At 53.3% G+C, this 24,382-nt stretch carries 21 protein-coding genes; 4 read left to right on the top strand and 17 right to left on the bottom strand.

Features of this window, described 5'->3' with window-relative positions:
• The first annotated feature begins 2 nt into the window (after window positions 1-2).
• On the top strand, window positions 3-1,223 hold the full coding sequence (locus X474_RS00735) for a tetratricopeptide repeat protein (protein ID WP_044346127.1): 1,221 nt from the start codon (window positions 3-5) through the stop codon (window positions 1,221-1,223).
• A 351-nt stretch (window positions 1,224-1,574) separates the two neighbouring features.
• On the top strand, window positions 1,575-2,306 hold the full coding sequence (locus X474_RS00730; RefSeq protein WP_052514702.1) for a tetratricopeptide repeat protein: 732 nt from the start codon (window positions 1,575-1,577) through the stop codon (window positions 2,304-2,306).
• Here X474_RS00730 and X474_RS00725 read toward each other — a convergent pair.
• From X474_RS00725 to X474_RS00690, 8 genes are all read right to left on the bottom strand, one after another.
• Window positions 2,303-2,995, bottom strand: coding sequence for a hypothetical protein (locus tag X474_RS00725; RefSeq protein WP_044346126.1), 693 nt, complete (start codon window positions 2,993-2,995; stop codon window positions 2,303-2,305). The two genes, X474_RS00730 and X474_RS00725, sit on opposite strands and share 4 nt — an antisense overlap.
• A gap of 385 nt (window positions 2,996-3,380) precedes the next feature.
• Complete coding sequence (locus X474_RS00720) at window positions 3,381-3,926, bottom strand: isochorismatase family protein (RefSeq protein ID WP_052514700.1); 546 nt, start codon at window positions 3,924-3,926, stop codon at window positions 3,381-3,383.
• Window positions 3,927-4,005: 79 nt separating this feature from the next.
• The gene (locus X474_RS00715; protein ID WP_044346125.1) at window positions 4,006-6,624 is read right to left on the bottom strand and encodes a M16 family metallopeptidase; all 2,619 of its coding nucleotides are present in this window, start codon (window positions 6,622-6,624) and stop codon (window positions 4,006-4,008) included.
• A gap of 90 nt (window positions 6,625-6,714) precedes the next feature.
• Entirely contained in the window at window positions 6,715-7,995 is a 1,281-nt protein-coding gene (gene hemA, locus X474_RS00710) for a glutamyl-tRNA reductase (protein WP_044346124.1), read from the bottom strand.
• Window positions 7,992-8,837 carry a cytochrome c biogenesis protein CcsA gene (ccsA, locus tag X474_RS00705; protein WP_044346123.1) on the bottom strand — a complete coding sequence of 282 codons (846 nt, stop codon included), beginning with the start codon at window positions 8,835-8,837 and terminating at the stop codon, window positions 7,992-7,994. Before ccsA ends, hemA begins: the two co-directional genes overlap by 4 nt.
• A gap of 134 nt (window positions 8,838-8,971) precedes the next feature.
• Window positions 8,972-9,640 (bottom strand): precorrin-2 dehydrogenase/sirohydrochlorin ferrochelatase family protein, encoded by a 669-nt coding sequence (locus X474_RS00700; protein WP_044346122.1) that lies wholly within the window; start codon window positions 9,638-9,640, stop codon window positions 8,972-8,974.
• A gap of 64 nt (window positions 9,641-9,704) precedes the next feature.
• Window positions 9,705-10,613 (bottom strand): cation diffusion facilitator family transporter, encoded by a 909-nt coding sequence (locus X474_RS00695; protein WP_044346121.1) that lies wholly within the window; start codon window positions 10,611-10,613, stop codon window positions 9,705-9,707.
• The gene (locus tag X474_RS00690) at window positions 10,610-11,446 is read right to left on the bottom strand and encodes an alpha/beta hydrolase (RefSeq protein ID WP_052514698.1); all 837 of its coding nucleotides are present in this window, start codon (window positions 11,444-11,446) and stop codon (window positions 10,610-10,612) included. Before X474_RS00690 ends, X474_RS00695 begins: the two co-directional genes overlap by 4 nt.
• A gap of 294 nt (window positions 11,447-11,740) precedes the next feature.
• Between X474_RS00690 and X474_RS00685 the strand changes: the two genes are divergently transcribed.
• The gene (locus X474_RS00685; RefSeq protein WP_044346120.1) at window positions 11,741-13,780 is read left to right on the top strand and encodes a HAMP domain-containing methyl-accepting chemotaxis protein; all 2,040 of its coding nucleotides are present in this window, start codon (window positions 11,741-11,743) and stop codon (window positions 13,778-13,780) included.
• 193 nt (window positions 13,781-13,973) lie between these two features.
• Here the strand turns inward: X474_RS00685 and X474_RS00680 are convergent, their stop codons facing one another.
• From X474_RS00680 to X474_RS00650, 7 genes are all read right to left on the bottom strand, one after another.
• On the bottom strand, window positions 13,974-14,540 hold the full coding sequence (locus tag X474_RS00680; RefSeq protein WP_197281909.1) for an ABC-type transport auxiliary lipoprotein family protein: 567 nt from the start codon (window positions 14,538-14,540) through the stop codon (window positions 13,974-13,976).
• Window positions 14,541-14,654: 114 nt separating this feature from the next.
• Window positions 14,655-15,629 carry an MlaD family protein gene (locus X474_RS00675; protein ID WP_044346118.1) on the bottom strand — a complete coding sequence of 325 codons (975 nt, stop codon included), beginning with the start codon at window positions 15,627-15,629 and terminating at the stop codon, window positions 14,655-14,657.
• Between the two features lie 5 nt (window positions 15,630-15,634).
• The gene (locus tag X474_RS00670; RefSeq protein WP_231688271.1) at window positions 15,635-16,426 is read right to left on the bottom strand and encodes an ABC transporter ATP-binding protein; all 792 of its coding nucleotides are present in this window, start codon (window positions 16,424-16,426) and stop codon (window positions 15,635-15,637) included.
• Between the two features lie 2 nt (window positions 16,427-16,428).
• Window positions 16,429-17,568: an ABC transporter permease gene (locus X474_RS00665; protein ID WP_197281908.1), complete on the bottom strand. Its 1,140-nt coding sequence runs from the start codon at window positions 17,566-17,568 to the stop codon at window positions 16,429-16,431.
• Window positions 17,569-17,584: 16 nt separating this feature from the next.
• Complete coding sequence (locus X474_RS00660) at window positions 17,585-18,196, bottom strand: PDC sensor domain-containing protein (RefSeq protein ID WP_044346117.1); 612 nt, start codon at window positions 18,194-18,196, stop codon at window positions 17,585-17,587.
• A 232-nt stretch (window positions 18,197-18,428) separates the two neighbouring features.
• Window positions 18,429-18,884, bottom strand: coding sequence for a dTDP-4-dehydrorhamnose 3,5-epimerase family protein (locus tag X474_RS00655; protein ID WP_044346335.1), 456 nt, complete (start codon window positions 18,882-18,884; stop codon window positions 18,429-18,431).
• Window positions 18,885-18,990: 106 nt separating this feature from the next.
• Window positions 18,991-19,698: a ribonuclease H-like domain-containing protein gene (locus X474_RS00650; protein ID WP_197281906.1), complete on the bottom strand. Its 708-nt coding sequence runs from the start codon at window positions 19,696-19,698 to the stop codon at window positions 18,991-18,993.
• Between the two features lie 226 nt (window positions 19,699-19,924).
• Here X474_RS00650 and X474_RS00645 point away from each other — a divergent pair, with 226 nt between their 5' ends.
• A complete protein-coding gene (locus X474_RS00645; protein WP_044346116.1) occupies window positions 19,925-20,716 on the top strand; it encodes a TSUP family transporter in 792 nt (263 codons plus the stop codon).
• Window positions 20,717-20,751: 35 nt separating this feature from the next.
• On the opposite strand, the gene priA is transcribed toward X474_RS00645, so the two are convergent.
• Window positions 20,752-23,013 (bottom strand): replication restart helicase PriA, encoded by a 2,262-nt coding sequence (gene priA / locus X474_RS00640; RefSeq protein WP_044346115.1) that lies wholly within the window; start codon window positions 23,011-23,013, stop codon window positions 20,752-20,754.
• Entirely contained in the window at window positions 23,014-24,357 is a 1,344-nt protein-coding gene (locus X474_RS00635) for a hypothetical protein (protein WP_044346114.1), read from the bottom strand. It lies immediately after the preceding gene.
• Between the last annotated feature and the right edge of the window lie 25 nt (window positions 24,358-24,382).

Raw genomic sequence — 24,382 nt, 5'->3', positions numbered from 1 at the left:
AAATGAAAAAATCGCTGATCACCCTGTGCTCGCTTTGGGTCTGCGGAATTCTCTTACTCTCCCCGGCCCTGGCCGCTGAAAAATGCGGACCTGAGCCACGCCTGCCCAGAAGCATGCACCGCGTAATGCACAAGGCCCACCAGTTGCTGGAAAAAGGCGAACAAAAAAAGGCCTTGGCTCAATTGGACAAATACGCCTCGGATCATCCCGATAAAGGCCATTACCAATTTTTCTTTATGCGCGGCGTACTTTGCTATCAGCTCAAAAAAATAGACCGGGCGGCAGCCGATTTCCAAAAAACCGTGCAGTTACGGCCCTGCCACGGACCCGGCCTGCGCAACCTTGCTGCGGTTATGTATGAAAAAGGCAACCCCGTAAAGGCTGCCGAGCTGGCCTTAAAGGCCCATCACTGGATAAAACCCGAACAACCGGAACTTCTTTATGAGGCTGCGGTTTTTTACCTTTCCGCCAAAAAGCCGGAAAAGTCCATAGCTCTTCTGGAAAAGTTAAGTCAAAGGGCCAAGCCTAAAAAAGCATGGCTGACCGCCCTGGCCAGGGTTTACATGGAACTCAAAAAGCCCAAAAAGGCCAAACCGGTTGTGGAGAGACTTTTGGCCATGGCTCCCCAAGACGAAATGCTTTGGCGTCTGTTGGCCAGCCTTCAGCTTAGTCTGAAAAAGCAGGATAAGGCGGCCGCCGCCCTGGAGGTGGCCTATCGGCTGAAACCACCCCAAAAGGCAGGCTGGCGCAACCTTGCCGGTCTTTACCGAGCTGCCAATGTTCCTTTAAAGGCGGCCTGCTATTATGAGAAGGCCTTTGGCCCCAAACCCACGGCCAAGCAACTGGACACCCTGACAAGTGTTTATCTACAGGGCAATTACCATGAAAAGGCTTTGGCAACTGCCCAAAAAGCCTACCTGGCAGCCCCCACTCACAAAAGAATGGCCTTGATCGGCAGAATTCTTTTACAAAGAAAAAAATATAAACAGGCCTACGATTCCTTCATGGCCGCAGCCAAGCTGAAAGACCCCAAGGGAAAATACAGTCTCATGGCCGGATATTGCGCCATGCAGATGGAGCAGCTAAAAAAGGCTGAATCAGCCTTTAGCTTGGCCCGCAAAAGGGCTGCCAAGGGCAGTACAACCGCCAAAGAAGCTGATCGGGCTTTAAAAGCGGTGCAGAACTACCAGCAGGCCCAAAGAGAACAGGAAAGCCTGGGCTGAGCCTTGGGTCCGGGTTAATCATGGCAGACTGTGCGCCAAAGCACAGTCTGCCTTTTTTCTTACCTGTCCCCCTGGACTTTGCCGGGAGTCGCCCGGCAGAGCGTAATCTTGAAAACTAATTAGAAATACGCATCTTATTCAAAAAATCATAACCTAAGAGCCGCCCCTCTCGCCGGGCCCCCATAAATGCAGGTAATGCCTTGGTTGTACAACTATGAACCTCCTTTAAACCGGAGTATAGGAAATTTTGTCTTAAAAACTCTTTGATTTGTGGGGCAGGGTATGCATTATTCATAGGAACGCCTTATCAACAGGCAAAATGTTTCATGTATTTTGGCAAAGGAACCCCAAATGCCCCGATCGCTTTGTTTGAAGACCTTTAACCTACCTTTAACCAAGCAGACAATTAACTATTTATGCTTATCTTTTTTCCTTTTCCTCATGGTTTTTCCGCCTGTTGATTCTGTATATGGCGAACAACTGCCCCAGGTTGATTCTCCCTTTTCCCTGCCTGCTGATTTTGACCCCAGTGCAATTGAGGCCGCTTCTTCGGGAAATTCGCCGACCAATAAGCAACGCCAGGAAAACGTAGAGGCAAAAGGCTCCGTTTCACCAAAAAATACAGATCAGCCAGAGCAATCAACCAAGGCTGCCCCCCTGAACACCCAAGAAAACGTCTCTGAGCCGCCTAAGTCAAGGGAGCCGACCCCAACGGAAATTTCTGAGAAATACGTGGCCCAGGCTATGGAATTCTACAAAAAAGGGAACCTGGCCAAGGCGGAAGCCCTCTTCGCCCGGGCCGCCTTTAACGACCAGGGCAATGCCAAGCTCTGGAACAACCTGGGACTGATAAGGCGTAAGCAGGAAAAAATAGAACAGGCCATAGCAGCCTATGAAAGGGCTATTCAGGTTGATCCAGGTTATGCCCTGGCCTACAAAAACCTGGCAGTAGCCTGTGAAAAGCAAAAAGACTATAAAAAAGCCGCCCGCTCTTATCTTAAATACGCCGAATTGGCTCCCTCGGCCGAGGACAGCCGGGCCGCTCGCAAAAGAGCCGAATGGCTGGCCGCAAAAAAACCTTAAGGCTTCAGGGGCAACAAACGAAGCGAATCCAGAACACCCTGGAAATAAGGCAATTTTTCCTGGTAGACCCGATAGGGGGCAAAATAATCAATCTGCATGATGCGGTCTTGGCGCAAAAAAGCCACCAAAGCATGGGCAAAGACCCTGGTTTGACCCTGTTTGTCCAGGGCCCGATAGGCGGCCACCAGATAGGGGGCTTCCTTACCGGCGATCATGGTTTTATTTTCTTTTAATATTTGGCCCTTGGGAGCCCTGAGAAACTGCTTGCCGGAATCTTCAATCTTTCGTTTAAGAGCTGGCCGCCCCTGGCCTTTTATTTTTTGCAGCCTGATCTTGATGGAAAATTTCAACCCGTTTTCCGAGGCCTCCGGCAAAATCAAAAGGTCGCCGTTTCCCATCTTACGGGTTTGCCAGTTCTCGGGCATCAAGCAGGTGAAGGCCATCTCAGAGCTCTTGAAAAAGCTGTAATCAACCTTCTTGGTGGGGGCAGGCTCAGAGGAAGCCCGACTCAGGACAACCGCCTCTTTATCAGGGGATATCAAACCCTGATCAGGCTTGGTTTCAGCCGCAGCCTCAAGGCCAAAACACAGGAGGAACACCAGACAAACCCAAAACTGGAATTTCAGCCCGAGCAACAATTTCACTTCAGAATTACCGGCCAAACCTTGATTTCCAATCTTTGAGAGCATGCCTTGGTCCCTGTTTTTTCGAGTCTCAACCTTTAGCCATTATTTAAATCGTAAAAAAACACCATAGCAAATTTAAAACAAGAATAGGGACCTTTCTCCTTTGCAGTTGGCCTCCTGCCCTTTTAAGCATATGAAACCAAGCTTCATAATTTAACTTCGCCCTATTTAGAGTAAAACCAATCACCTGAACTTTTTTAAAAATCAGGGCAAGGCAAGGCCTCTTACTCTAAAAAGTTTTTAATTTCAGAGTAGTACAAATGAAATACACTTTATAAAATAATGGGATCGGCCGGAGCTGATCCCATTATTTTATTAAACCAAGTTTAATATATCTTGCCACTTGGCTCGCCCGGATTGACTGAGCTTCAAAGAGGCAAATAAGCCCTTACTTGACCAGGGGCAGCACCTTTTTAAACTCGTCTGTTCCGGCGCGGCCCAATATCTCATACATGGCCATCTCAGTGCTTGATATAACCGCTCCGGCCCTGGCCAGGCGATCAAGAGCGACCTGGCGATTGGCCGGTGCCCTGGACCCCACCGCATCAGAGATGACATGCACCTTATAATCAGCCAAGGCGCTCAATGCGGTCTGGGCAACGCAGATATGAGACTCCACGCCGGCCAGCAACATGGTTTTTTTACCCAGGGCACTGACCTTTTCCGCAAACTCGGGGCAGGCAAAGCAATCAAAAGTTATCTTGCTCACCACCTGTGGTTCCGAATTGATGTCCAACAAAGGCTGGAGAGTGGAGCCCAATTTCTGCTGTTCTGTAAAAATTACCGGCATCCCCACAATGCCGGCGAACTTCACCAACCGGTCCAAGTTGTCGGTGATGGCCTGTTTTTCGGAAATAGCGGGCATCAGCCTTTCCTGTGCGTCCACCACCACCAAAAAGCAATCCTGCCTGTCTAACAGGTTATTTGTCTTCACAATTTCCTCCTGAGGTTCTACCTGTCACGGTTGCCTGGCCCCCCATAACCACAAGCCCAGGGCTCAGGGATTTAATCTTCTATTTCTGAGAATTTCGTCCCATTGTCACCTTGACCAACTGATTAAAGTCAAGGATCTTACGGGCTGCGTCACTAATATCTTTAGCGTTGATAGCCATCAGCTCCCGGGGCATTTTCTTGTAATAATCAAAACCCAGCCCCAAAAGCTCATCAATCGCCATGGTCCCGGCCAGGGCCATATTGGTCTGCAAGCCAATATCCCTGGCTCCCAGAATATAGGCCTTGGCCCTTTTTACTTCCTGGTCAGTCGGCGGATTTTGTGCGATTTCAACAAGTTTTTTATGCAATCCCGCCATGGCCTGTTCTTCTTTACCGGCACCCACGGCCATATAGACCCCAAAAACACCCGCCTTCAAACTATCGGAATAAAATGGTTGCACTGTATAGGCTAAGGATTGTATGTCCCTTAAATCCCTGAATAACCTGCCGCCCATACCGCCCAGAATAGCCTGCAAGAGCGCAGCTTCATGTCGTTTGGGATCTGTGGCCGAAGGCGCGGCAAAGCCCACGACTATCTGGGTCTGCTTGGCCTTGGGATCGGCCAGTTCCTCATGGGCAGGCTTGTTGTGAGGCTTGGGTGAGGCCAAATTCAGTTGAGGCGCTTTTTTTGTCTTGCCGCCGAGCAGGCGGCGCACCCTGGCCAGGACCTCGGACGGATCAACATCCCCCACCACAGTGAGAACCGCCCCGTCCAGACCGTTTACCCTTTCATGGGCCTTTTTAAGATCGGCACTGGTGAATCCGGCCAGGGTCTCCTGGGTGCCCAGGCGGTTCAACCCATAGGGATGGTCTCCGTAAAACAGTTTCCTGAAAGCCATAAAGGTGCGGCCCGGAGGTGAATCCAACTGGGCGCGCAGAGCTGCCCGTTGCTCAGCCTTGGCCTTATTCAGCTCTTTTTCCGGGAAAATGGGCCGCTGCCAGACCTCGGCCAAAAGCCCCAGTCCCCGAGCCCAGTCTGCAGAAAGAAAAGAACCGGAAACTCCGCAGGTGCTCTTACCGCTGAAAGCCGATAGGCTCCCGGCCATGGATTCCAGTTCCCGGGTCAGTTCCCAGTAGGTGTGGTTTTCGGTTCCCCTGGTAAGGGTGCGGGACCAAAGCTGATAAAGCCCTGCGGTTTTTTTGGTATCCAGGGCCTGGCCCCCAAAGGTGGCCAGGTCGAACGAAACCAGGGGAATTGCCCGGCGGGGCTGAACAACCAGGGTGAGCCCGTTCTTTAAAGTGAATTTTTCAACCTTGTCCGGGAGGTCCTCTGCTTTTATGGCCTCTTGCCTGGCCTTTTTAACCATCTCGGAAAGCCGGGCCTTATCAGGCAGGCCCTTGATCACAGGGCTCTGGACCAAAACCATGAGCCCATCTGCGTCAAAGTAATCCCGGACCACCAAATCCACGTTTTCAGGTGCAACATCTTTGAATTTTTCCAGGTAAGTGGCGGCCTTTTCATAACCGCCCCAGAACATTTCAAAGTATCCCAAGGTGTTGGCCTGTCCGTCCATGGTCTGACGGTCTCTTACAAAAGAAGCCGACAGGTTTACATTGGCGATCTTAAGCTCTTCCCCGCTCGGCGGCCTTTTCAAAAGAGAATAGGTCTCTTTTAAAAGGGCGGGCAGCGCCTGATCCACCTTGTCAGGACTCATGCTTGCAATGATCATGAATACACCCTGACCGCGTAGGGTATAGGCAAAGGAGGAAACCCCGTCGACCAGGCCCAATTTCTCCTTTACCTTGGCGTAAAGCCGGCTGGTCTCACCTTCACCCAGTACGGAGGCGGTAACATCCAGGGGAAAAACCTTGGGAGAGGGCATGCCCGGAATGCGCCAGGTCAAAATCACCGACGCCTGACGCACCTTTTCCTTCATCAGCTCCAGGCGGGGGCCCTGGGGCAAGGTCACCGGCGGCAGTTTGAAATCGGGACTGGGACCTTGGGGCAGGTTTTTAAAGGCCTTTTCCAATAACGGCAGGATGGTCCGGGTTTTAAAATCCCCCACTGCCACCACCACCACATTGGGTGCGCGGTACCAGCGTTTTCTGTATTCAAGTATATCCTGACGGGAAATGGCCTTGACCGAATCCACGGTTCCCAAAACCGGTCTGCCATAGGGATGATCCCCAAAAGAAGCCGCCAGCGCCTTTTTAAAACGGCGGCGGGCCGGATCATCCTGATTCATGCGAATCTCTTCGATCACCACCTCTTTTTCCCTGGCCAACTCGCCTTCATCAAAATTGGCGTTCACCACGGCATCGGCTAAAAGTTCCAACACCTGGGGAGCAAAGCGGCTGGCCGCCGTGGCATGATAATTAGTGTGGTCCAAGGTGGTGTAGGCATTCACCTGTCCGCCCAGAGCCTCTATCTTGCCGGCCATTTCCCCCTTGGGGTCCTTGGGGCTGCCCTTGAAGATCATATGCTCTATAAGATGGGTGATGCCGTATTCATGGGTTCTCTCAAAAGCCGCCCCGGCCCGCACCCAGACCTGAAAACTCACCACCGGGGCTTCGTGGTTCTCCTCGGTGATGATGGTGAGGCCGGAAGGAAGTTTATGCCTTTCAGGCTTGGCCAAAGCCGGCGCGGCAGCCAGAATCACTGCCATTACCAGCCAGAAAACAGCCTTTTTCATACGCATAGCTTGTATCTCCTTCTCCCGGCTTTCCAAGTGAGGCAGGAACAGACAATTCGCTTTCCAACTGCTTTAAAAAACTGGGAAAATGGTTTTTTATTTTTCACCCAAATAAAAAATGCGGCGGAACAGGGCTGTATGCTCTTTTTTGGTTTCGGGCTTTTTCTCGTGAGCCTGTTCCTTGAGGAATAATATAGGATCGTGTATGAGCTTTTTCACCAATGAACGGGTGAGACGTTCCAGGGCTTCGGAATCCTCTGGACTCAACCCCTTAAGATCCTTTAATGTTCTGGCCAGTTCAGTCTGCCTTATATCTTCGGCTTTTGCTGTAAGGTCGGTTATGGTGGGCACCACGTCCAGTGAACTCAGCCAATGGTTGAACTTCACCACCTCCTGGTCCACAATATACTCCGCCTTTTGGGCCTCTTTTAGCCTGATGCGCAGGTTACCCTGGACCACTTGACTCAAATCATCTATATCAAAGATAAAACAGCCGTCAAAGCCACCAACTTTGGGGTCCACATCCCTGGGCACGGCTATATCAATGAAAAACAGGGGGTTCCCCTTGCGCTGACGCACCGCCTTTTTAGCCAGCTCGGGGGTGATAACCGGCACCGGCGAGCCGGTGGAGGTGATCACAATATCAACCTCACCTAAGATCAGAGGCAGGTCGTCCAAACGATAGGCCTTGCCTCCCCCCAGGTTGCGGGCCAGCTCCATGGCCCTTTCCAGGGTTCGGTTGGCCACGGTCACAGAAGCCACCCCTTGGGCCAAAAGGTGCTCGGCCGCCAGTTCGGCCATCTCTCCCGCGCCGATTAAAAGGGCGTTGAGGCCGGTCAGTTCATCAAATATTTTTTTGGCCAACTCCACAGCGGCATAGGACACGCTAACCGCCGCGCCGCCGATCAGGGTCTCGGTGCGCACCCTTTTGGCTACATGAAAAGTCTTGTGCATCAGCCGATTAAGGACTGTGCGGGTGGTTCCGGCCTCTGAGGCGATGCGATAGGCGTCTTTGATCTGACCCAGAATCTGGGGTTCGCCTATGACCATTGAGTCCAGGCTGCTTGCCACCCGGAAAAGGTGACGCACCGCCTCCTGGTCTTTATGCAGATAAAGGGATTTGACTAGTTTACGGCTGTCCAGACCCTTGCCGTTGGTGAGCCATGCACAAAGGTTATCTTCTGTGTCTTGCAGACAATCGCAGGCCACCAGCATCTCAACCCGGTTACAGGTGGAGACCAAAAGCGCCTCGTTCACCCCGGGGAGCATAAGGGCGTCCGTCACCATATCCGGCACTTTTTCCGGTTCCGGGGCCAGGCATTCCCGCACCTTCACCGGAGCGGTTTTATGATTCACCCCCACCAATAAGAGGTTCACCGGGGCACCCCCTTCAACTGCTGCAGACCTTCAAAGCTATGGTAGCTGGAGAACAAAAGCCCTCCCCCCAAAAAAGTGAAAAGCAAAACCCCATAGGCAAGAACCGCGAACCAGGCCCCCCGTCTGCCCCGCCATCCCTGCACCAGTCTGGTGTGGGTGAGGGCGGCGTATAAAAACCAGGTGGCCAGGGTCCAGGCCTCCTTGGGGTCCCATTGCCAATAGGTGCCCAAGGCAAGATGGCCATAGACCACCCCAAAGGTCATGCCCAGGGTGAAAAGGATAAAACCGCCCATCAAGGTGGCGGCGTTTAAATTATCCAACCTGCTCAAAGAAGGCAGCCTGCGAAAAGCCGGTCCGAGATGTTTTTTCCTGATCATGCCGTCCTGGACCAGATAAAGCACGCTGCCTAAAAAATTAAGGGTGTAAAGCCCATACCCGGCCAACATGGTCAGGACATGAGAGACCACCCACAGGCTTTTCATTAAAGGCGAAGTCGGCCCGGCCATTTGAGGCATAACCGAAGCCGCGGAAAGCATGATCGCGGCGAGTGGCGCGGTAAAAGCCCCCAGAATCAACACCTGAGTTCGCAGGTTGATTAAAAGTCCGCCCCCCATTACGGCCCAGGCGAAAACATCCAGGGCCTGCCTCAAGTTCAGGGCCGGAAAGGCGCCCAGATCCAGCCAGGCCGCGCCCAGGCCCAGAGTATGCAGGGAAAAGCCCAGCCAAAGAACCACTTTGCCCAGATCGGCAAGGCGTGGCTTTTGCCAAAGCAGAAAAGAAAGATATATTCCCGTTCCCGCCAGGTAAAGCGCCAGGGTGGCCCAATGAAGCCAGGTGCTCAATTCAATCCTCCTGCCTTTTCAAGTGTTCCTTGGATGAACCGAAACGCGGCAAAATCCCGCAGATTCTATGTCGGCAGTTTCGTTTTAAAACTCCGTGCCTGACCCGCTCAAGCGGCTTTATTGGAGACCACGCCCTAATTAAACAGATCGGCCAACTCCAAATCGGCCAGACTGAATCCCGGTCCCAAAATATCGTTCAAAAGAACGTCCACTTCAGGGGCGCTCCGCTTTTTTACCAGAGTTAGAAGATCGGACTCCACCAGCCGGTAAAACAGGGGCCGGTTTTTTTCCGCAGACAACCCTTTTTCCGTAATCCGTTTTCTCAGCCTGGACAATAATAAAAGATAAGGCTCCCATTCAGGGCCATAGCTTTCCGAGAGTTCTTTACGCAGCCTTCGGGCCGCCGCAGGCGACGCCCCTCCGGTGCTCACCGCTATAGTCAGGCTGCCCCGCCTCAAAGCCGCGGGGACCTGGAAATCACCCAGCTCAGGGCTTTTGATCACATTTACAAACAGCCCTTTATCCTTGGCCAGATGAGCCACCTTTTGATTCACCGCCTCATTGTCAGTGGCGGCTATGACCAGGCTCACCCCCAAAAGGTCGGCATCCATAAAAGGCCGAACAAGTAATTCAACCCGATCGTTTAAAAGCTTTCCGGTCTTTGGATGCAGCTCCGGAGCCACCAGACGGACCCTGGCTCCAGCCTCCAATAAGGCGCTCAGTTTACGGGCGGCCACCTGCCCCGCCCCCACCAGGAGCACCAGACGTTCGCTCAAATCCAAAAATGCCGGGTAATATGTCACTTCTTTTCCTTATTGCCTGCCTGCGGGCAAGGATATCACCCTCCTGCCGGGCTCACAAGGAGGCTTAAAGGGGCTTGTCCGGTTTCCCCTTAGCAGGGTCCACATGGATAAGGGCCCTTTCCATGCGGGGAACCTCGGCCAACAGGCATTTTTCCACCTCATTGGCAATATCATGCCCCTGTCTTACGCTGATTTCACCGTCAACCACTACGTGCAGCTCCATAATAAGGCGCCCCCCAGTGGTGCGCACCCTTAAATCATGCACCCGCTCCACACCCGGGACCCTCAAGGCGCAATCCAAAATTTCGTTTTGGGTCTTTTGATCCGGAGCCGAGTCGGTGAATTCCTTTACCGCATCCCAGATTACGCCCACCCCGGCGGCAAAAATTAAGACTGAAACCACCAGGGCCGCATAGGCATCGAGAACCGCCCATTCCGGCTTCCACCAGGCTGCCGTCACCCCCACCATTACGGCCAGCGAAGACATGGCGTCGGTGCGGTGATGCCAGGCGTTTGCCTTTAAGGCCGGGCTGTTGGTCCGTTTGCCCTGAATCATGGTGTATTGAAACAAAGCCTCCTTGGCCACCAGGGAGGCCAAGGCCGCCACAATCGCCAGCCAGGTGGGATTGCAGGAAACTCCGTGCCAGGCGTTATCCGCCGCATCCCAGCCCATGAATCCAGCTACTATTATCAGGGCCAGGCCGACTAAAGCCGAAATGAGGGTCTCCAGCCTGCCGTGACCAAAATGGTGAACCTTATCCGGCGGGGCCTTGCCCAGCTTGAGGCCGATTATAACTGCGAAATCAGTGAATAAATCAGAAAATGAATGTACTGCGTCTGCTATCAGGGCCTGGCTGTTGCCAAAATGACCGGCCAGGAATTTGGCAAAAATCAAAAACAGGTTAACCCAGGCCCCGACCAGGACCACCCTGCGTCCTGCCCGGTATTGTGTTTCCTTGGCAGCGGAATTCATGATTCAACCATTTTCAAGCTGTTTATAAATTGGGCAAGTTTCTCATAGTAAGCCTGACCTGCCGTTTCTATGGTGTCATTGTGACCGGCTCCTTCAATGGCAATGAACTCTTTGGGTTCAGGGGCTGCCTGAAAAAGCCTCTTCCCCAGTTCAAAGGGTACAATATAGTCCTGATTTCCGTGAATGAACAGTAGGGGCGTTCTGGCGTTTTTGATTCTGTCCAGGGAGTTGAATCGTCCGGCCAACCATGAGCCGGTCCAGGGCAAATGGTATTGCACCTTGGCCATGTCGGCTAAATTGGTAAAGGTGGATTCCAATATCATTCCGGAAATTCCCGGTTCTTCCACCAGTCCGACTGCCGCCGCCCCGCCGAGGGACCTGCCGAAAACCACCAGGGGAACCGCGGCCTGTCGAGCCAACTCCCCGGCCCTGGCGCAGGCCGCCCGCGCATCTGCGTATAAGGCCTCTTCGCTTGCCGATCCACGGCTCTTGCCATAGCCTCTGTAATCGAAAATAAGCACACTCAGCCCCAGGCGATAAAGCCCCGCCAGGTTATCCAGACGGTGAGAGATATTGCCCGCGTTTCCATGACAAAACAAAACCACGGCCCCCGGATCCGGAGCGGGCACCCACCAGGCATGAATTATTTTTTCCTTTTCCACAGTTATCCACAAATTCCGATAATCCATCTCCAGGTCATTGGGTGTACCTATCAATTGTTTGTCCGGGAAAAAAACAAAAGAATCGATTATGCCGTTAAGACCCATGGAAACCACTCCCAGGAACAAAAGTATTCCAGCCGCCCCTCGCCAAAAAACATGTTTTCTTTGCATAGAAGGCGCTAACTCAAGGGAGAATATCCGGAATATACAGTCCCGTAAAAATACGGATTTGGAAACTATAATAGCTCATTGCCGCCCGCTGGAAAAGCTTTGCAATAAAAGTGTACAAGTTGATGCAGATCTGAAATACAGGGCAGGAAATTGGCATATTCGACAAATTAATTGACAGGTTGACTAACTAATAAGAGGGATCATAATAGGATTCGCAGCCTTTCTGATTTATACTGATTTTTAGGATCAGGTTAAGACTCGCGATTTGGTTTTATTTATACCTGGAGAAAAAAGATGTTCCGGAACATGCGGTTGGGAACCAAAACCCTGCTTGGTTTCAGCCTGGTTTTAATATTGCTCATAACCGTGGCTACGGTCAGCTGGTATGCACTTAACAGTTCTTCCCAAGGTTTCAGAACCTATCGGTCCCTGGCCCTGGAGACCAACCTGGCTGGTTCTTTGGAAACTGACGTGCTCATGGTGCGCATGCAGGTCAAGGATTTTGTCCTCAAGGGCCAAATAAAGGATCAAGAGGAATTCGCGGCCTATATTAAAAAGATGCATGATTATCTGGACAGCTATGAACAAAAAACCGGCAGCAAACAAAGAAGAGCCCTTTTAGATCAGGTAAGGAAACATGTTAAACAATATGAGTCCAGTTTTGACAAGATTGTTGACCTGACAGTCAAACGAGAAAAACTCCTGGCAGAGGTGCTGGTCCCCAAAGGCGCTCTCCTGGACCAAAATCTGGCCCGGCTCCTGCGCATTTCAGAAGAAAGAAACAACACTGCGGCCTCTGTTAATTCCGGACTTGCCCTAAGGCATCTTTTGCTGGCCAGGCATGCGGCTCTCACCTTCCTGAAAACCAGTGACCAGGCAGATGCCGAAAAAATGGAATCCGCACTGGCAAGCCTGGCCGACAGCCTGACCAGCCTGAATCAGCATCTTATAGACGCACAACAAAAACAAATCATGAGTTCCATCCAGGCCGACCGCCGGGTTTATACGGAAGGGGTGAAAAATCTGCTTGATCTGACCCGGGAATCAAACCGGGTTTATAACCAGAAACTGGACCGCCTGGGACCGGCGGTTGTTGATCTTCTGGTTCAAATCCAACAGTCGGTAAAAGCGGAACAGGATGAGCTTGGCCCCAGGTTGCAGGCGGAAAATGACCGCATACTTACGATAATTCTCGCAGTCTCCGTAATCAGCGTCATCCTGGGATTTTTGATCAGCTATCTCATTGCCAAGGCCATCAGCGGACCGCTTAGGGAAGTATTGGAACGCCTGAAGGATATTGCCCAAGGTAAGGGGGACCTTACAAAGCGCATCAAGGTCAACTCCCGTGATGAAATAGGCGAGCTGGCCGGTGAGTTCAACGGCTTTTTGGTCAAGCTGCATGATATTATCTCCGAAGTAAAACTCAGCTCAGAGGTGGTCGGCGGCTCAGCCGGTGAGATCAGCCAGGGCAACCAGGACTTAAACGACCGCACCCAACAGCAAGCCAGCGCCGTGGAGGAAACAGCCAGCGCCATGGAGGAACTGACCAGCCTGGTCAAGACAAATGCCGCCAATGCCGAAGACGCCAGCCGCCTGGCCGACCAGACTTCCGAGATGGCCAAAAACGGTGGGGAGAGTGTGGCCCGCACCACTGAAGCCATGAAGGCCGTGACCGAGAGCAGCCACAAAATCGCAGAAATCATTAACGTGGTAAATGAAATAGCCTTCCAGACCAACCTGCTGGCCCTTAACGCGGCAGTTGAGGCGGCCCGGGCGGGAGAGGCCGGGCGCGGCTTTGCCGTGGTGGCCGGTGAAGTGCGCAACCTGGCCGGGCGCTCGGCAACTGCGGCCAAGGAAATTCAGCATCTCATCTCAGACAGCGTAAGCAAGGTGGACTTGGGCAATGAGCTGGTCAATGAGAGCGGGGAGCTTTTGAAGGAAATCATCACCAATGTCCAGGGAGTGGCCCGCACCATAGGCGAAATGGCCGCCAGCAGCCAGGAACAGGCCCAGGGTATTGAAGAGGTGAACCGGGCCGTGGCTCAGATGGACGAAGGCGTTCAGCAAAACGCCGCTTTGGTGGAAGAATCCGCCAGCGCGGCCGAGGAGATGGCCAGTGCGGCTGAAAACCTGCGCAACCAGATCAGCCAGTTCAAGGTAAGGGAACAGGGGGCCAAACAGGACTCTTCACCTGCCGCCCGAAGGCCCTTGCCCGCTCCCCAGTCCAGGCAGCCGGTGAAAAACGCCGCTGTCGCCCAAAAATCACAGGCATCAAACATGATGGAAGACGAATTTTTCCAGACCGACACTCTTGACGGCTTTGAAGAATTTTGATCCCTTTTCATTGAATCGCGGTGAATAAAAGCCCCGGCCGGAATTCAAACCCCGGCCGGGGCTTTTTTTACTGAACAAATCGGACTTTCTCTGCCGCCAATTGCCTCGAATCCCTCGGCTCGAGTAAACCTCGCAATTCAACACCCCACCACCCCGGTCCCCAAAAATCTCCGATTTTAGGGGTGCTCTCTGCTTAATCTTCCTGTTTTTTCAAGACCGCCTTTTCGCAGGCCAGCTTGAGATCAACCAGCACCTTTTCCGAGATTCGACTCATGGCCAGACTCATGGCCTTGGCCAGGCCGGCAGCGCCTTTTTCCTTTATGGGGATCATGGCCTCATATTGTTTTTGAAAAAGAATTCTCTGGGGCAGGTGCTTTTCCTGCCTGTCCAAAAGGGTCAGGCTCAGCTCAAGCTCTGCCTGCCAGTTTTCCTTTGCGTCCACCTCCAAAAAGCGGCTCACTCCGCCTTCCAACACAAACCTGGCATCATCGGCCCTTTCCGGTCCAAAGGCCGCCTTGAACATATCTGCGGCCTTGATATCGCGCAGAAGCATATCCCCCACCATCTCCGCCGGGCGCACCCGCCAACGGTTGTAGGGATAAACCCCCCTTTCATAATCATCCGGGCGATAGACCATGTCATCGGTAATGAAATCCATGCTGGCGGTAAAGCGCTTAAGGGAGATAGTCTGGTCTGCCAGGGGATTCACATCACCGGGCTTGGCCGGGGGATCGTACTCCAAGGACCATTGACGAACCATTATCGGGGCCTGAGAGCCCAAGCACCCCCCGCAAAAAAACAAAAGGACCAGACCAAGACATAAAAGGCCATTTTTTTTCTGTTTCACTAAGTTCATAATTCAGCAGCCTTTCTGTTACTTGATCACCCTTGGCGGAACCGGTTTACCCAAAATGGCCTGAGAAGGACTCTGTTTGAGCCTGCGCAACAATTGGTTAAGCTCGTTGGCCGCCTGTTCAAGTCCCTGGCTGGTATTGATAAGCTGATTCATCAACTCCTGGCTGTCCTGATCCAGGGTGTTGATCATGCGCCTGACATCCTTGTCCACCAGATTCCGCACCTGTTCGCTGGTCGCACCCAGTTTCATGGACTTGACTTCATTTTCAACAGTCGCGATCAGCTCCCGGCCCTTGGCCACCATATCCCTGGCGTCCTTGCTGAGCGCCCTCAAATCCTTGCCCAGTCTTCCGCCCTTGAACTCCATGAGCTGGCGTTTGGCTTCCGTACTGATCTTTTCCAGGTTGTCGGCAGCCTTTTCCATGTGTTCCAGGCTCTTGGCCAGACGCTTATCAGTGACCATCTCCTTGGTCGCGTCTAAAATATCCTGAACAGTGGTTGCCATTTCGGCAAAATTAATCTTGCGCAATTGGCTGGTTATGGATTCAAGACTGGAAAAAATCCTTGCTGTTTCCGAAGGCTTGGAAGGGATAATCGGATACTCGGCCGCAAAATTGATCACAGGCGATTCATCTGCGTCGCCCGGCTGGCGACGGGTCAGCTCCACAAAGGAAAGCCCGGTTATGCCCACGGCCTTTAACTGGGCCACCAGTTCCTGACTGGGATCTCCGGCGAACTTAACCTCCATGACCACCTCGATCAACTCATAATCCGGGGCCACCCTTATCTCAACCACCCGGCCCACCGAAACACCCAGGTATTTCACCACCGAATCCCGGGAAAGCCCCTGGACCGATTCGTTAAAAAAAGTGGAATAATAGGGAGAACGGTCAAAATACCTGGAAATTCCAAGAAAAAACATACCGCCCAGCATTAACGCCAGACCCAGCAAAACAAACAGGCCCACTTTAAAGGAAGACGCCTTTTTAGGCATGCCTTTTACTCCTGTCCCAGAGGTTCGCGGCGAAAGAAATTAATCACCCTGGGATCTTTTGACTTGTCCCGCAGCTCAACCGGGCTGCCGATGGCTATGATTCCCTTGGGCTCCTTATCCAACATAATAACCCTGTGCGCAAGGTTGAAGATACTAGGCAGTTCATGGGTGATCACAACCATGGTGGTGCCCAGGCCCTGATTGATGCTCAAGAGCAGGCGATCCAGTTCTGCCGAGGTTATGGGGTCCAAGCCCGCCGAGGGCTCGTCAAAAAACAGCACCTTGGGGTCCAGGACCATGGCCCTGGCCAAACCGGCCCTTTTGAGCATACCGCCGGAAACCTCTGACGGCAGGTGATTGCCATAGCCTGAAAGCCCCACTAAAGAGAGCTTAAGCCTGGCCACCTGTTCAACATTTTCCAGGCTGAGCCCGGAGAACTCCTGCAAGGGCAGCATTACGTTCTCCAAGATGGTGTATGACCCCAAAAGGGCCCCGGACTGGAACAACACCCCGATATTGCGCCTGAAATAAGAGAGATCCCGGCTCGATGCGTTCACCACGTCCACTCCGGCTATAACCACGCTGCCGGCGGCGGGCTGATGAATGCCTATCATATGCCTCACCAGGGTTGATTTTCCACAGCCGCTGCCCCCGGCTATGATCACAATCTCACCCTTCTCCACCTCAAAGCTGACATTTTGCAAAATGGTGCTCTCACCAAATCTGGCAGTAAGTCCCTTTACTTTTATTATGGACCTTTCCATGAGAACCTGGTTTTGAGCCGAAGAATCAGGCACATTCACTCCACATAATGCAAAATCACGGCAAAAGCCGAATCAGCCACAATTATCAAAAACATGGCGGCCACAACCGCTTTGGTGGTGGCCTGCCCCACCGACTGGGCCCCTCCCCTTACCAAAAATCCCTGCTGACATCCCACTCCGGAGATAATCAGGGCGAATACACCGGATTTTACTATTCCGCTGCCGATCCAAAAGGGGTCAAGGCTGCTGATTGTTTGATTCAAATAGGCATAGGCAGTCAGGTCAAGGCCGATTACGCCCACCAAAAGCCCTCCTATGATGGCCATGATATTGGCGTACACCGTAAGAATAGGCACCATGATTATCGCTGCCAGCACCTTGGGCATGGCCAGGAAAATCATGGGATCAAATCCCATCACCGATAATGCGTCCACCTCCTCGTTCACCTTCATGGTGCCTATCTCGGCGGCAAAAGAAGACCCGGAACGTCCGGCCACCAAAATAGCTGTCATTATCGGCCCCAGCTCGCGGACCATGGCCACGGCGACCAGGGAGGCCACATAGATATTGGCCCCGAAGTCCTTAAGCTGCAAAGAAGACATAAAGGCCATGATCATACCCAAAAGAAAGCCGATCAGACCTATTATGGGCAGCCCGTTAACCCCCACCTGCTCCATGTAAAAGGCCACATCTCCCAAACGCAGAAGCCCGGGCCTTTTGAATATCTTGCCGATACTGATAAAAAACTCGCCTAAAAAGGAAACGGATTGAGCCAGATCGCTCTTGAGGTCAAGGGTGGCCCGGCCCAGGTTTTCCACAAACCCCGCGGATTTGGCCACCGGCTTTAAGGCGGTTTTCTCCACCTGATCCAGTTCAATAAGAGATTTGAGCGCGGCTGCGTCGGGGCTTAAATATTCAAGGGAAACGCTTATAGCTTTTTTCCCGGCCTTTTGCTCCAGCATTAAAAGGGTCATGGCCCCGGCGCTGTCCAGATAGGAGAGATCCCGGCAATCAATTGATATGGACGAGGGGTGGTGTTCCTCTATCAGGCGATCAAAACCTGTCAGGGCCTTTTCCATGGTGGTCAGGTCCAGGCAGCCTCTGAGTCGCCAGTTCAAACCGCCTTGGGAAGTGGTTTGGATCTCTGTTTCCAGTTGGGAGGTCTCCAGCTTCACGCCTCTTGCCTTGTCTTCAGAAATTCATATTTATTTCAAGAAGTTCCTCGACCGAAACTCCGGATCTTTCACTGGCCAACTCTACGTTTATCATGATGCCCAAGGCCCCCACAACCTTGCCCTTTTCCTTTACAGGCCCGCAGACCACGAAAAAGGAGGCGTTTTCAATATAAAGCCTGCCCGTGCTGAGCCTGCCTCCAGAAAGGGCCTTGCTAAAAACCTTGTATTTACTGTAATCCTGATTCAGCCCTTTTCCGCAAATTCCAGAGGGTTCATCAGGCGAGGGCACGCGAGAAGCAATAACCCGCCCCTTTTCATCCACCACCCCCAGGCTGAACTGAAAGGAGGCCTCAGAACCAGCCTGATTCCTAAAAATGTCGGCCAAGGCCAGTATAACCCGCCCCCTGTCCCGGTCCGCCAGGGGAGAAGCCAGTTTTTCAGAGGCTTTTTGGTAAACATTCTGGATATGGCGCACAAAAGCCCGAGTCTTGGAATCTTGAGGGGGCTTGGAGGAATTGCAGGCGGTTGCAAGAAAAAGGCACAAAAAAAGAAGCAGGCTGAGTTTGTAAGCATACCTCCCCAACCGTTTATTTTGGCTGCCTGTGAAGTGCAAGCAATCAGATTTCATGTCTTTTCCTTTTACCTGGGCTTTTACTGACTCCTATGTATCCCGGCGGGGCAGGCAAAGTCAAACAACCTGTCCTGCATCGGTTTTTTATCGGAAAGGCAAAGGGAGCGTCAGCAGGCCTGCGGTGCGGTCCGCCAATACAAACAAAGCCAATGCTCAAGAAAAACGCACCCCCTGCCGTGTCCCGCCACTTTTGACCAAGGCCAATTGGAGTGTAAAGGCCGGGCAGCCTTTACCCGTCTTTACGCTCCCAGTTTAAGGGAATATGATTATCATGGGGATCCAACCTGAATTCATCAGGATTTTCGGGGTTATATGGTTTAGTAACCGTATTTACGATCAAGGCTTCCTCTTGGCTTACGCATTTCCAGCCGTGATAGACAAAGGCGGGGATCTGCACCAAAAGGGGCTTGTGCACCCCCATGAAAAACTGGTTCACCATACCAAAAGTCGGGGAGTCCTTGCGATCGTCATAAAGCCCAAGCCTGATCATACCGGCCACGCAGACCACATTGTCGGTCTGCTGTTTGTGTAAATGCCATGCCTTGACCACACCTGGGTTGGTTGTGGTCAGGTAAACCTGGCCAAAACCGGCGAAGATTTCGTCGTCAACCCTCAGCATCTCCATCAGGCGGCCGCGCTCATCAGGTATGACCTTAAGCTCCTTGACTTTAACACCCTGAATCAAATCCAATTTATCTCCTCCATGAAAATCCGCCTTTTGGCCGCTTGACCCAAAAGATGAAATAATATGCAATTAAGTAAAACCTGTTGTTTAACAACGTATTGGCAGTTTAGCCTGTCAGACCGGCCCTTGCCATAAGCCTTTTTTCCAGCTCACTCACGCTGAACTCGAGCAAAGGTTTTAAATTCAGGATATCACAGGCATTGTATTCGCAGAGCAAGGCCAGGGCATCTGGGTCGCCCTTTTCATGGGCCTGCCACAGCCTCACCGCCTCCAGGCCGTCCATATCCCGGACATCAGCGGGCCTGTCCAGACCAAATTCCTTTTCTATGCGCTTAAGCCCGCCGGTGTAACCCAGCCTTTTCAAGACCCACCTCAAATCAATGTGGGCCGGCGGCAGATAAATATCAGAGAAAACCTTTTTCAAAACCGGCAGATCAAAACTGGTGCCGCTGAAGGTGCAGACAATATCATAACCGCGCAGGGCGTGCCGAACCTCATTCAGGTTACGGCCGCTTATGAACTGCTCCACCTTGTTGCCGTCATAAAGCCCCACCACAGTGATACCTCCCCATTCCAGGGCATTAAAACCGGTTTCTATATCCAAAAAAACAACTTTCGCAAAATGGGGATAAAAACGCCATTGCTCCCTGGCGGGGATCATTTTGGCCAGTTCGCTCAACCCGGCGGGGCTTGCCAGTGCGGCCAGGGATCTTTTTATCACTGGTTTACCCAGGCCGAAAATACGCGGCGACAAAAGCTCCGGCCCCTTTTGCATAAAATCCCGCCAGGTGTTTATGCCTGCCTGCCACAGCATCAATTCCCGCTTGGCCCCAATCCCTGATATATGTAAAAAAGTCCGTAAAAGCATGGACATGGTTTATATGGAACCCCTTAAAAATTATAAGCTGGAAATCTTTCTCTCACCCACATAGACTGTCTTTAAAAAACCTGTTCCGGTTACCCGCATCCCCTGATTTTGGCACTCTTCAGGCACCCTGACGTGCGGGCGGAAGCACCCTTGTCCCGCAGGAGCTGAGCAATTGGAATTCTTTACCTGGGAAACCGCTGTTTTCCTGTTTTTGGTGGCCACGGCCGCCGGTTTTGTGGACTCCATAGCCGGTGGAGGAGGCCTTCTGGCCCTGCCCGCCCTGCTCTGGACCGGCATGTCTCCGGCCCAGGCCCTGGGCACCACCAAACTGCAAGGCACCTTTGGCACCTTCAGCTCTTCTTTCAACTACCTTAAAAAAGGCCAGGCAGACCTCAGTCAAATGAAGGAGGCCATTTTCTGCACCTTCCTGGGCTCGGCTTTGGGCGCTGTTTTAGTACAGGTGAGTCGTGCCCGCTTTCTGGCCGACCTTATCCCGGTTTTGCTGGTCATGACAGCGCTTTTTTTCATTTTTTCGCCTAGAGCCGGTGAAGTGGAGGCTCGTCGGCGGATCAGCCACCGGGCCTTTGCCCTGACCGCAGGGGCGGGCCTGGGCTTTTACGACGGCTTTTTCGGGCCTGGATCAGGCTCATTTTTCGCCCTGGCCTATGTCTGGTTTCTGGGGCTTAACCTGACGCAGGCCACGGCCCACTCCAAAATCCTGAACTTGGTCAGCAACCTTTCCGCCCTGGCCCTTTTCATCGCGGGCGGGACAGTGGTCTGGGGGCTGGGCTTGGTCATGGCCTGTGGTCAATTCCTGGGGGCCAGACTTGGTTCCAACCTGGTGGTGAACCACGGCGCCAAACTGATCAGGCCTTTGATCATAGTAATTTCACTGGCCATTACGGTTAAGATGGTAATGAGCGACCCCTCGGGAACCTGGTACAGGCTTTTAATCGGGTCCTGATCGAAAACCTCTTAACAGGGACTTCCGCCAAGTTCTTAAAGCAGGTTCACCGGGTCCACATCCACCCTGAGGCGCACGCCAAAAGGCAATGGACCCGTATTGTGCAGAGCCAGCCTCATTATCCTGGCCGCACCGCCTGCGCTTAAGGCCTTGAGCAAAAGCAGATAGCGGAACCTGTCCTGCACCTTGACCACCGGGGCGGGCGCAGGCCCCAAAACCATTGCGCCGGGCTCCAGCCGGGCCTGGGCCTTTCTGAGATGCCCCGCCAAAAACCCAGCGGCCTTTGCCACCCGCTCTTCTTTTTCCCCTTCCAGCCTTAAACTTACCAAGCGGGTGAAGGGCGGGTAATTAAGGGCCTTTCTCTCTGCGATCTCCGTCTCGTAAAACCAATCGGGCTCATGGTTCAGGGCCCCGACCAGGGCGTGATGCTCAGGGTCATAGGTCTGGACAATCACCTTGCCCCCACCGCCTTCCCTGCCGGCCCTGCCCGCCACCTGGCTCAAAAGGGTGTAGGCCCTTTCAGCGGCCCTGAAATCAGGCAGGCTCAAGGCCTGGTCCGCCATGAGCACTCCCACCAGCTTAAGATCCGGAAAATGATGGCCTTTGCTGATCATCTGGGTGCCGATCACCACATCCACTTCATGATCCAAAATCAATTTGAGCATTTTGGAGAGTTTTCGGTGATCGCCTGCGGTATCGGTATCCAGGCGGGCCAGACGCAGGTCAGGCTCCATCTCCGCCAATTTCCGGGCTACGGACTCGGTTCCCAGGCCTATGGGCTTAAAGGCCTCGATTCCCGCCCCGCACTGGGGGCACTTTTCAGGCACCGAGCGCTGAAAGCCGCAGGTATGGCATTTAAGGGAATTGGACTGCCTGTGATAGGTAAGGCTCAAGGAGCAATGAGGGCAGCCCAACGGTTTACCGCAGTCCTGGCAGATCAGGGCGGGAGCAAACCCCCTGCGGTTTAAAAACAAAAGCACCTGCCCATTTTTAGCCACGGTTTTTTTTAGGGTGGCATAGAGCACCGGGCTTAAAAATCCCCCGGCCAGCACGCCCGCCTTGCGCATATCCACCACCTGCATGGCGGGCAAAGGAACATCCTTAACTCTTTTCTTAAGGCTTATCAGCTCCATGGCTCCGGACTGGGCGCGATGCCTGGTCACCACCGCGGGCGTGGCCGTACCGAGAACAACCGGGCATTTCTGTTCCTGGCCCCGCAACAGGGCCAGATCCCTGGCGTGGTAGCCCATGCGGTCTTCCTGTTTATAGGCCTCGTCCTGTTCCTCATCCACGCAGATCACACCCGGATCCGAAAGCGGGGCAAAAACAGCGCTCCTGGCCCCGACCACCACCTTGACCCGTCCCGAACTGATCGCCATCCACTGTCCCCTGCGAGCGGCCGGAGTGAGGCCGGAATGCAACACAGCCACATTGCCCTGACCCAGCCTGGCCCTGAAAAGGCCCTCCAACCTTAAACAAAGCCCTATCTCAGGGGTCAGAACCAGGGCCTGCCTGCCCTTTTCCAAGGCAGCCTCAACTGCCCGCAGATACAACTCCGTCTTACCGCTGCCGGTAACCCCGTGGATCAGAAAAGATTTAAATTCAGCAGCCTTGACGGCTGGTTCCAGGCGGTCCAAGGCATTGGCCTGTTCCTCGGTCAATTTCTCCGGCCTGGGCTCGGGGAACAACTCCCTTCCGCATAGATCCTTCACCACCAGCCGGTGACTCAAGACGGCCCAGCCCCTTTGCTCCAGTTGGCGGGCCAGTTGGGAGACCCGGGGAAACTCACTGCGCAGCTCGGACAAAGCCAGGGAATCAGCCTGGCCAATTTTTTCCAGCAACTGAGCGGCCTGGGTGTTTTTTCGGGGTAAATCCTCTTCCCTGCCCTGGCGCAGGCTTATCACCACCTCTTCCTTTGCCCTGGGAGAAGATCCGGAAGCCTTGCCCAGCCCGCCGAGCCCGGCAGGCAGAGCCCAGGCCAGAACCTGGCCCAAAGGAGTCTGGTAATAGGCTGAAGCCCTTTGGAAAAAACGTAGAAGCCCCTCGGGCCAGGCTGAACCGTTCCGGGGATCGTCCAACACGTCCTTTATGGGTTTCAACCCCTTGGTTGAACGTTCTTCCGGACGGCTCAAGGCAAAGCCAAGCACGTTTTTGCCCCTCACCGGCACCACAAGCCTGGTGAGGGGGCGAATCAGCTTTGCCAGCTCAGGGCCGACCATATAGCTCAAGGGCTGCCAAAGGGGCCTGGCCACTGCCACATCCACAGTAAGGCCGTTATGGTTTTCTTTTGCGGGCAACTACACCCCCAGGCCCAACAAGTCCCTGGCCCAGGCCATAAAGCCGGGCCTGGCCTCCTGTGCGGCCATGGCCTTGAGTGCGTCAATGGTGTTGGCCCCGGATTTCCAGGAGCTTATGGGGTTCAGTTTGGCCCGGCGCACATAGGCGGTCGGCACCAGGAAATTAACGTCCCCCTGCACCGGCTGGAAATACAAGAATCCGCCCTTTACGGTCATGGACATGGCCAGGCCCTTTTCCCTGGCCGCCTTGGCGGCGGTGAGCGGGTTGGGGTAGTGATTTATGTTTTTATTGAGAAACTTGATCTCGGAATTGGGCAGGCCCGCCAATTGAAATGACTCTATCATCACGTTTCGGTCCAGGCCCGCGTCCCAGGCGCAAAGGCCGCCCTTTTGGGGGTTGGCGGGGTTATTGGCCACCACCTCCATGATCATGCCCACCCCTTCTTCGGCCAGCTTAAGGGCCGCGGCCAGGCCGGTCAGGTCCAAAGAGGTGTCAAGGTAGTCCAAATCCTCGATATTAAAGGACACCTTGTCAATGCAACCGGAGAGAACCTCCTGGTATTCGGCCCAGGGCAGGGTTTTGGGGGAGCCTTTTTCATCCAACCTGAACAACTGATGATCCATGGTGGTCTGCATGAACATCTGGCCGTGATTGTGCAAGCGCTTGGGGCTGTGATCATCATAGAACCAGCCCTGGTCCCCGCGGCTCAGGCCGTGGAACGACTTCTGAACCATGAAGAAAACTTTTTCCCGCTCAAAACCGTAATAAGCCGCCTCCTGAAAATCCTCCAAAACCTTTTCCCCGGCCGCCTCATTCACAATCACCAGGAGTTTTTGTTTTTTCAAAACCTCATCGGGATCAAGGCTGTTTATCCGGGCCAGGGCGGAAAGATCCCAGGTAAGCTGAAGCATGTGTCTGCGCCCCAGGCTCATGTCATGCAGATCCCCGGGCCTCACCGGGCAGTCCGCTCCCCGGGGCAAGAGCCGCTCCATCACCTCTGATGTCAGGTCTTTCAACGGATTTATCAGGTATTTGGTTCCCAGACCCAGGCGGGTCGCCTCACCGGCGCAGGTATGCTCCAAAAGCACCTCGCCGTTTAACAGGGCGCTGACCGCTGTTTTCTTTTCCTCTTCACCCACGGAGCTTTCATCCACCACAAAAATATCCCTGGGCTCGGAAAGCATATTCAACCTGGGATAGGAGTTGAGCTCATCCTCAAGCCCCGCCGCCTCCTCAGGGGTTTGGGTGTTTGTAAGCCTTTGATTGGCCAAATCCACACAAGACTGAATATAAGTGGAAAAATTCGTCAGATCCAAGGCGCTCGGCGCGGCCGGGTCCAGCATAGTCTCCTCTTTCCTCGTAAATTTA

It is taken from the genome of Dethiosulfatarculus sandiegensis (assembly GCF_000931935.2).
Taxonomy (GTDB): domain Bacteria; phylum Desulfobacterota; class Desulfarculia; order Desulfarculales; family Desulfarculaceae; genus Dethiosulfatarculus; species Dethiosulfatarculus sandiegensis.
The sequence above is the reverse complement of the archived record's forward strand: the minus strand, read 5'-3'. Positions and strand labels throughout refer to the sequence as shown.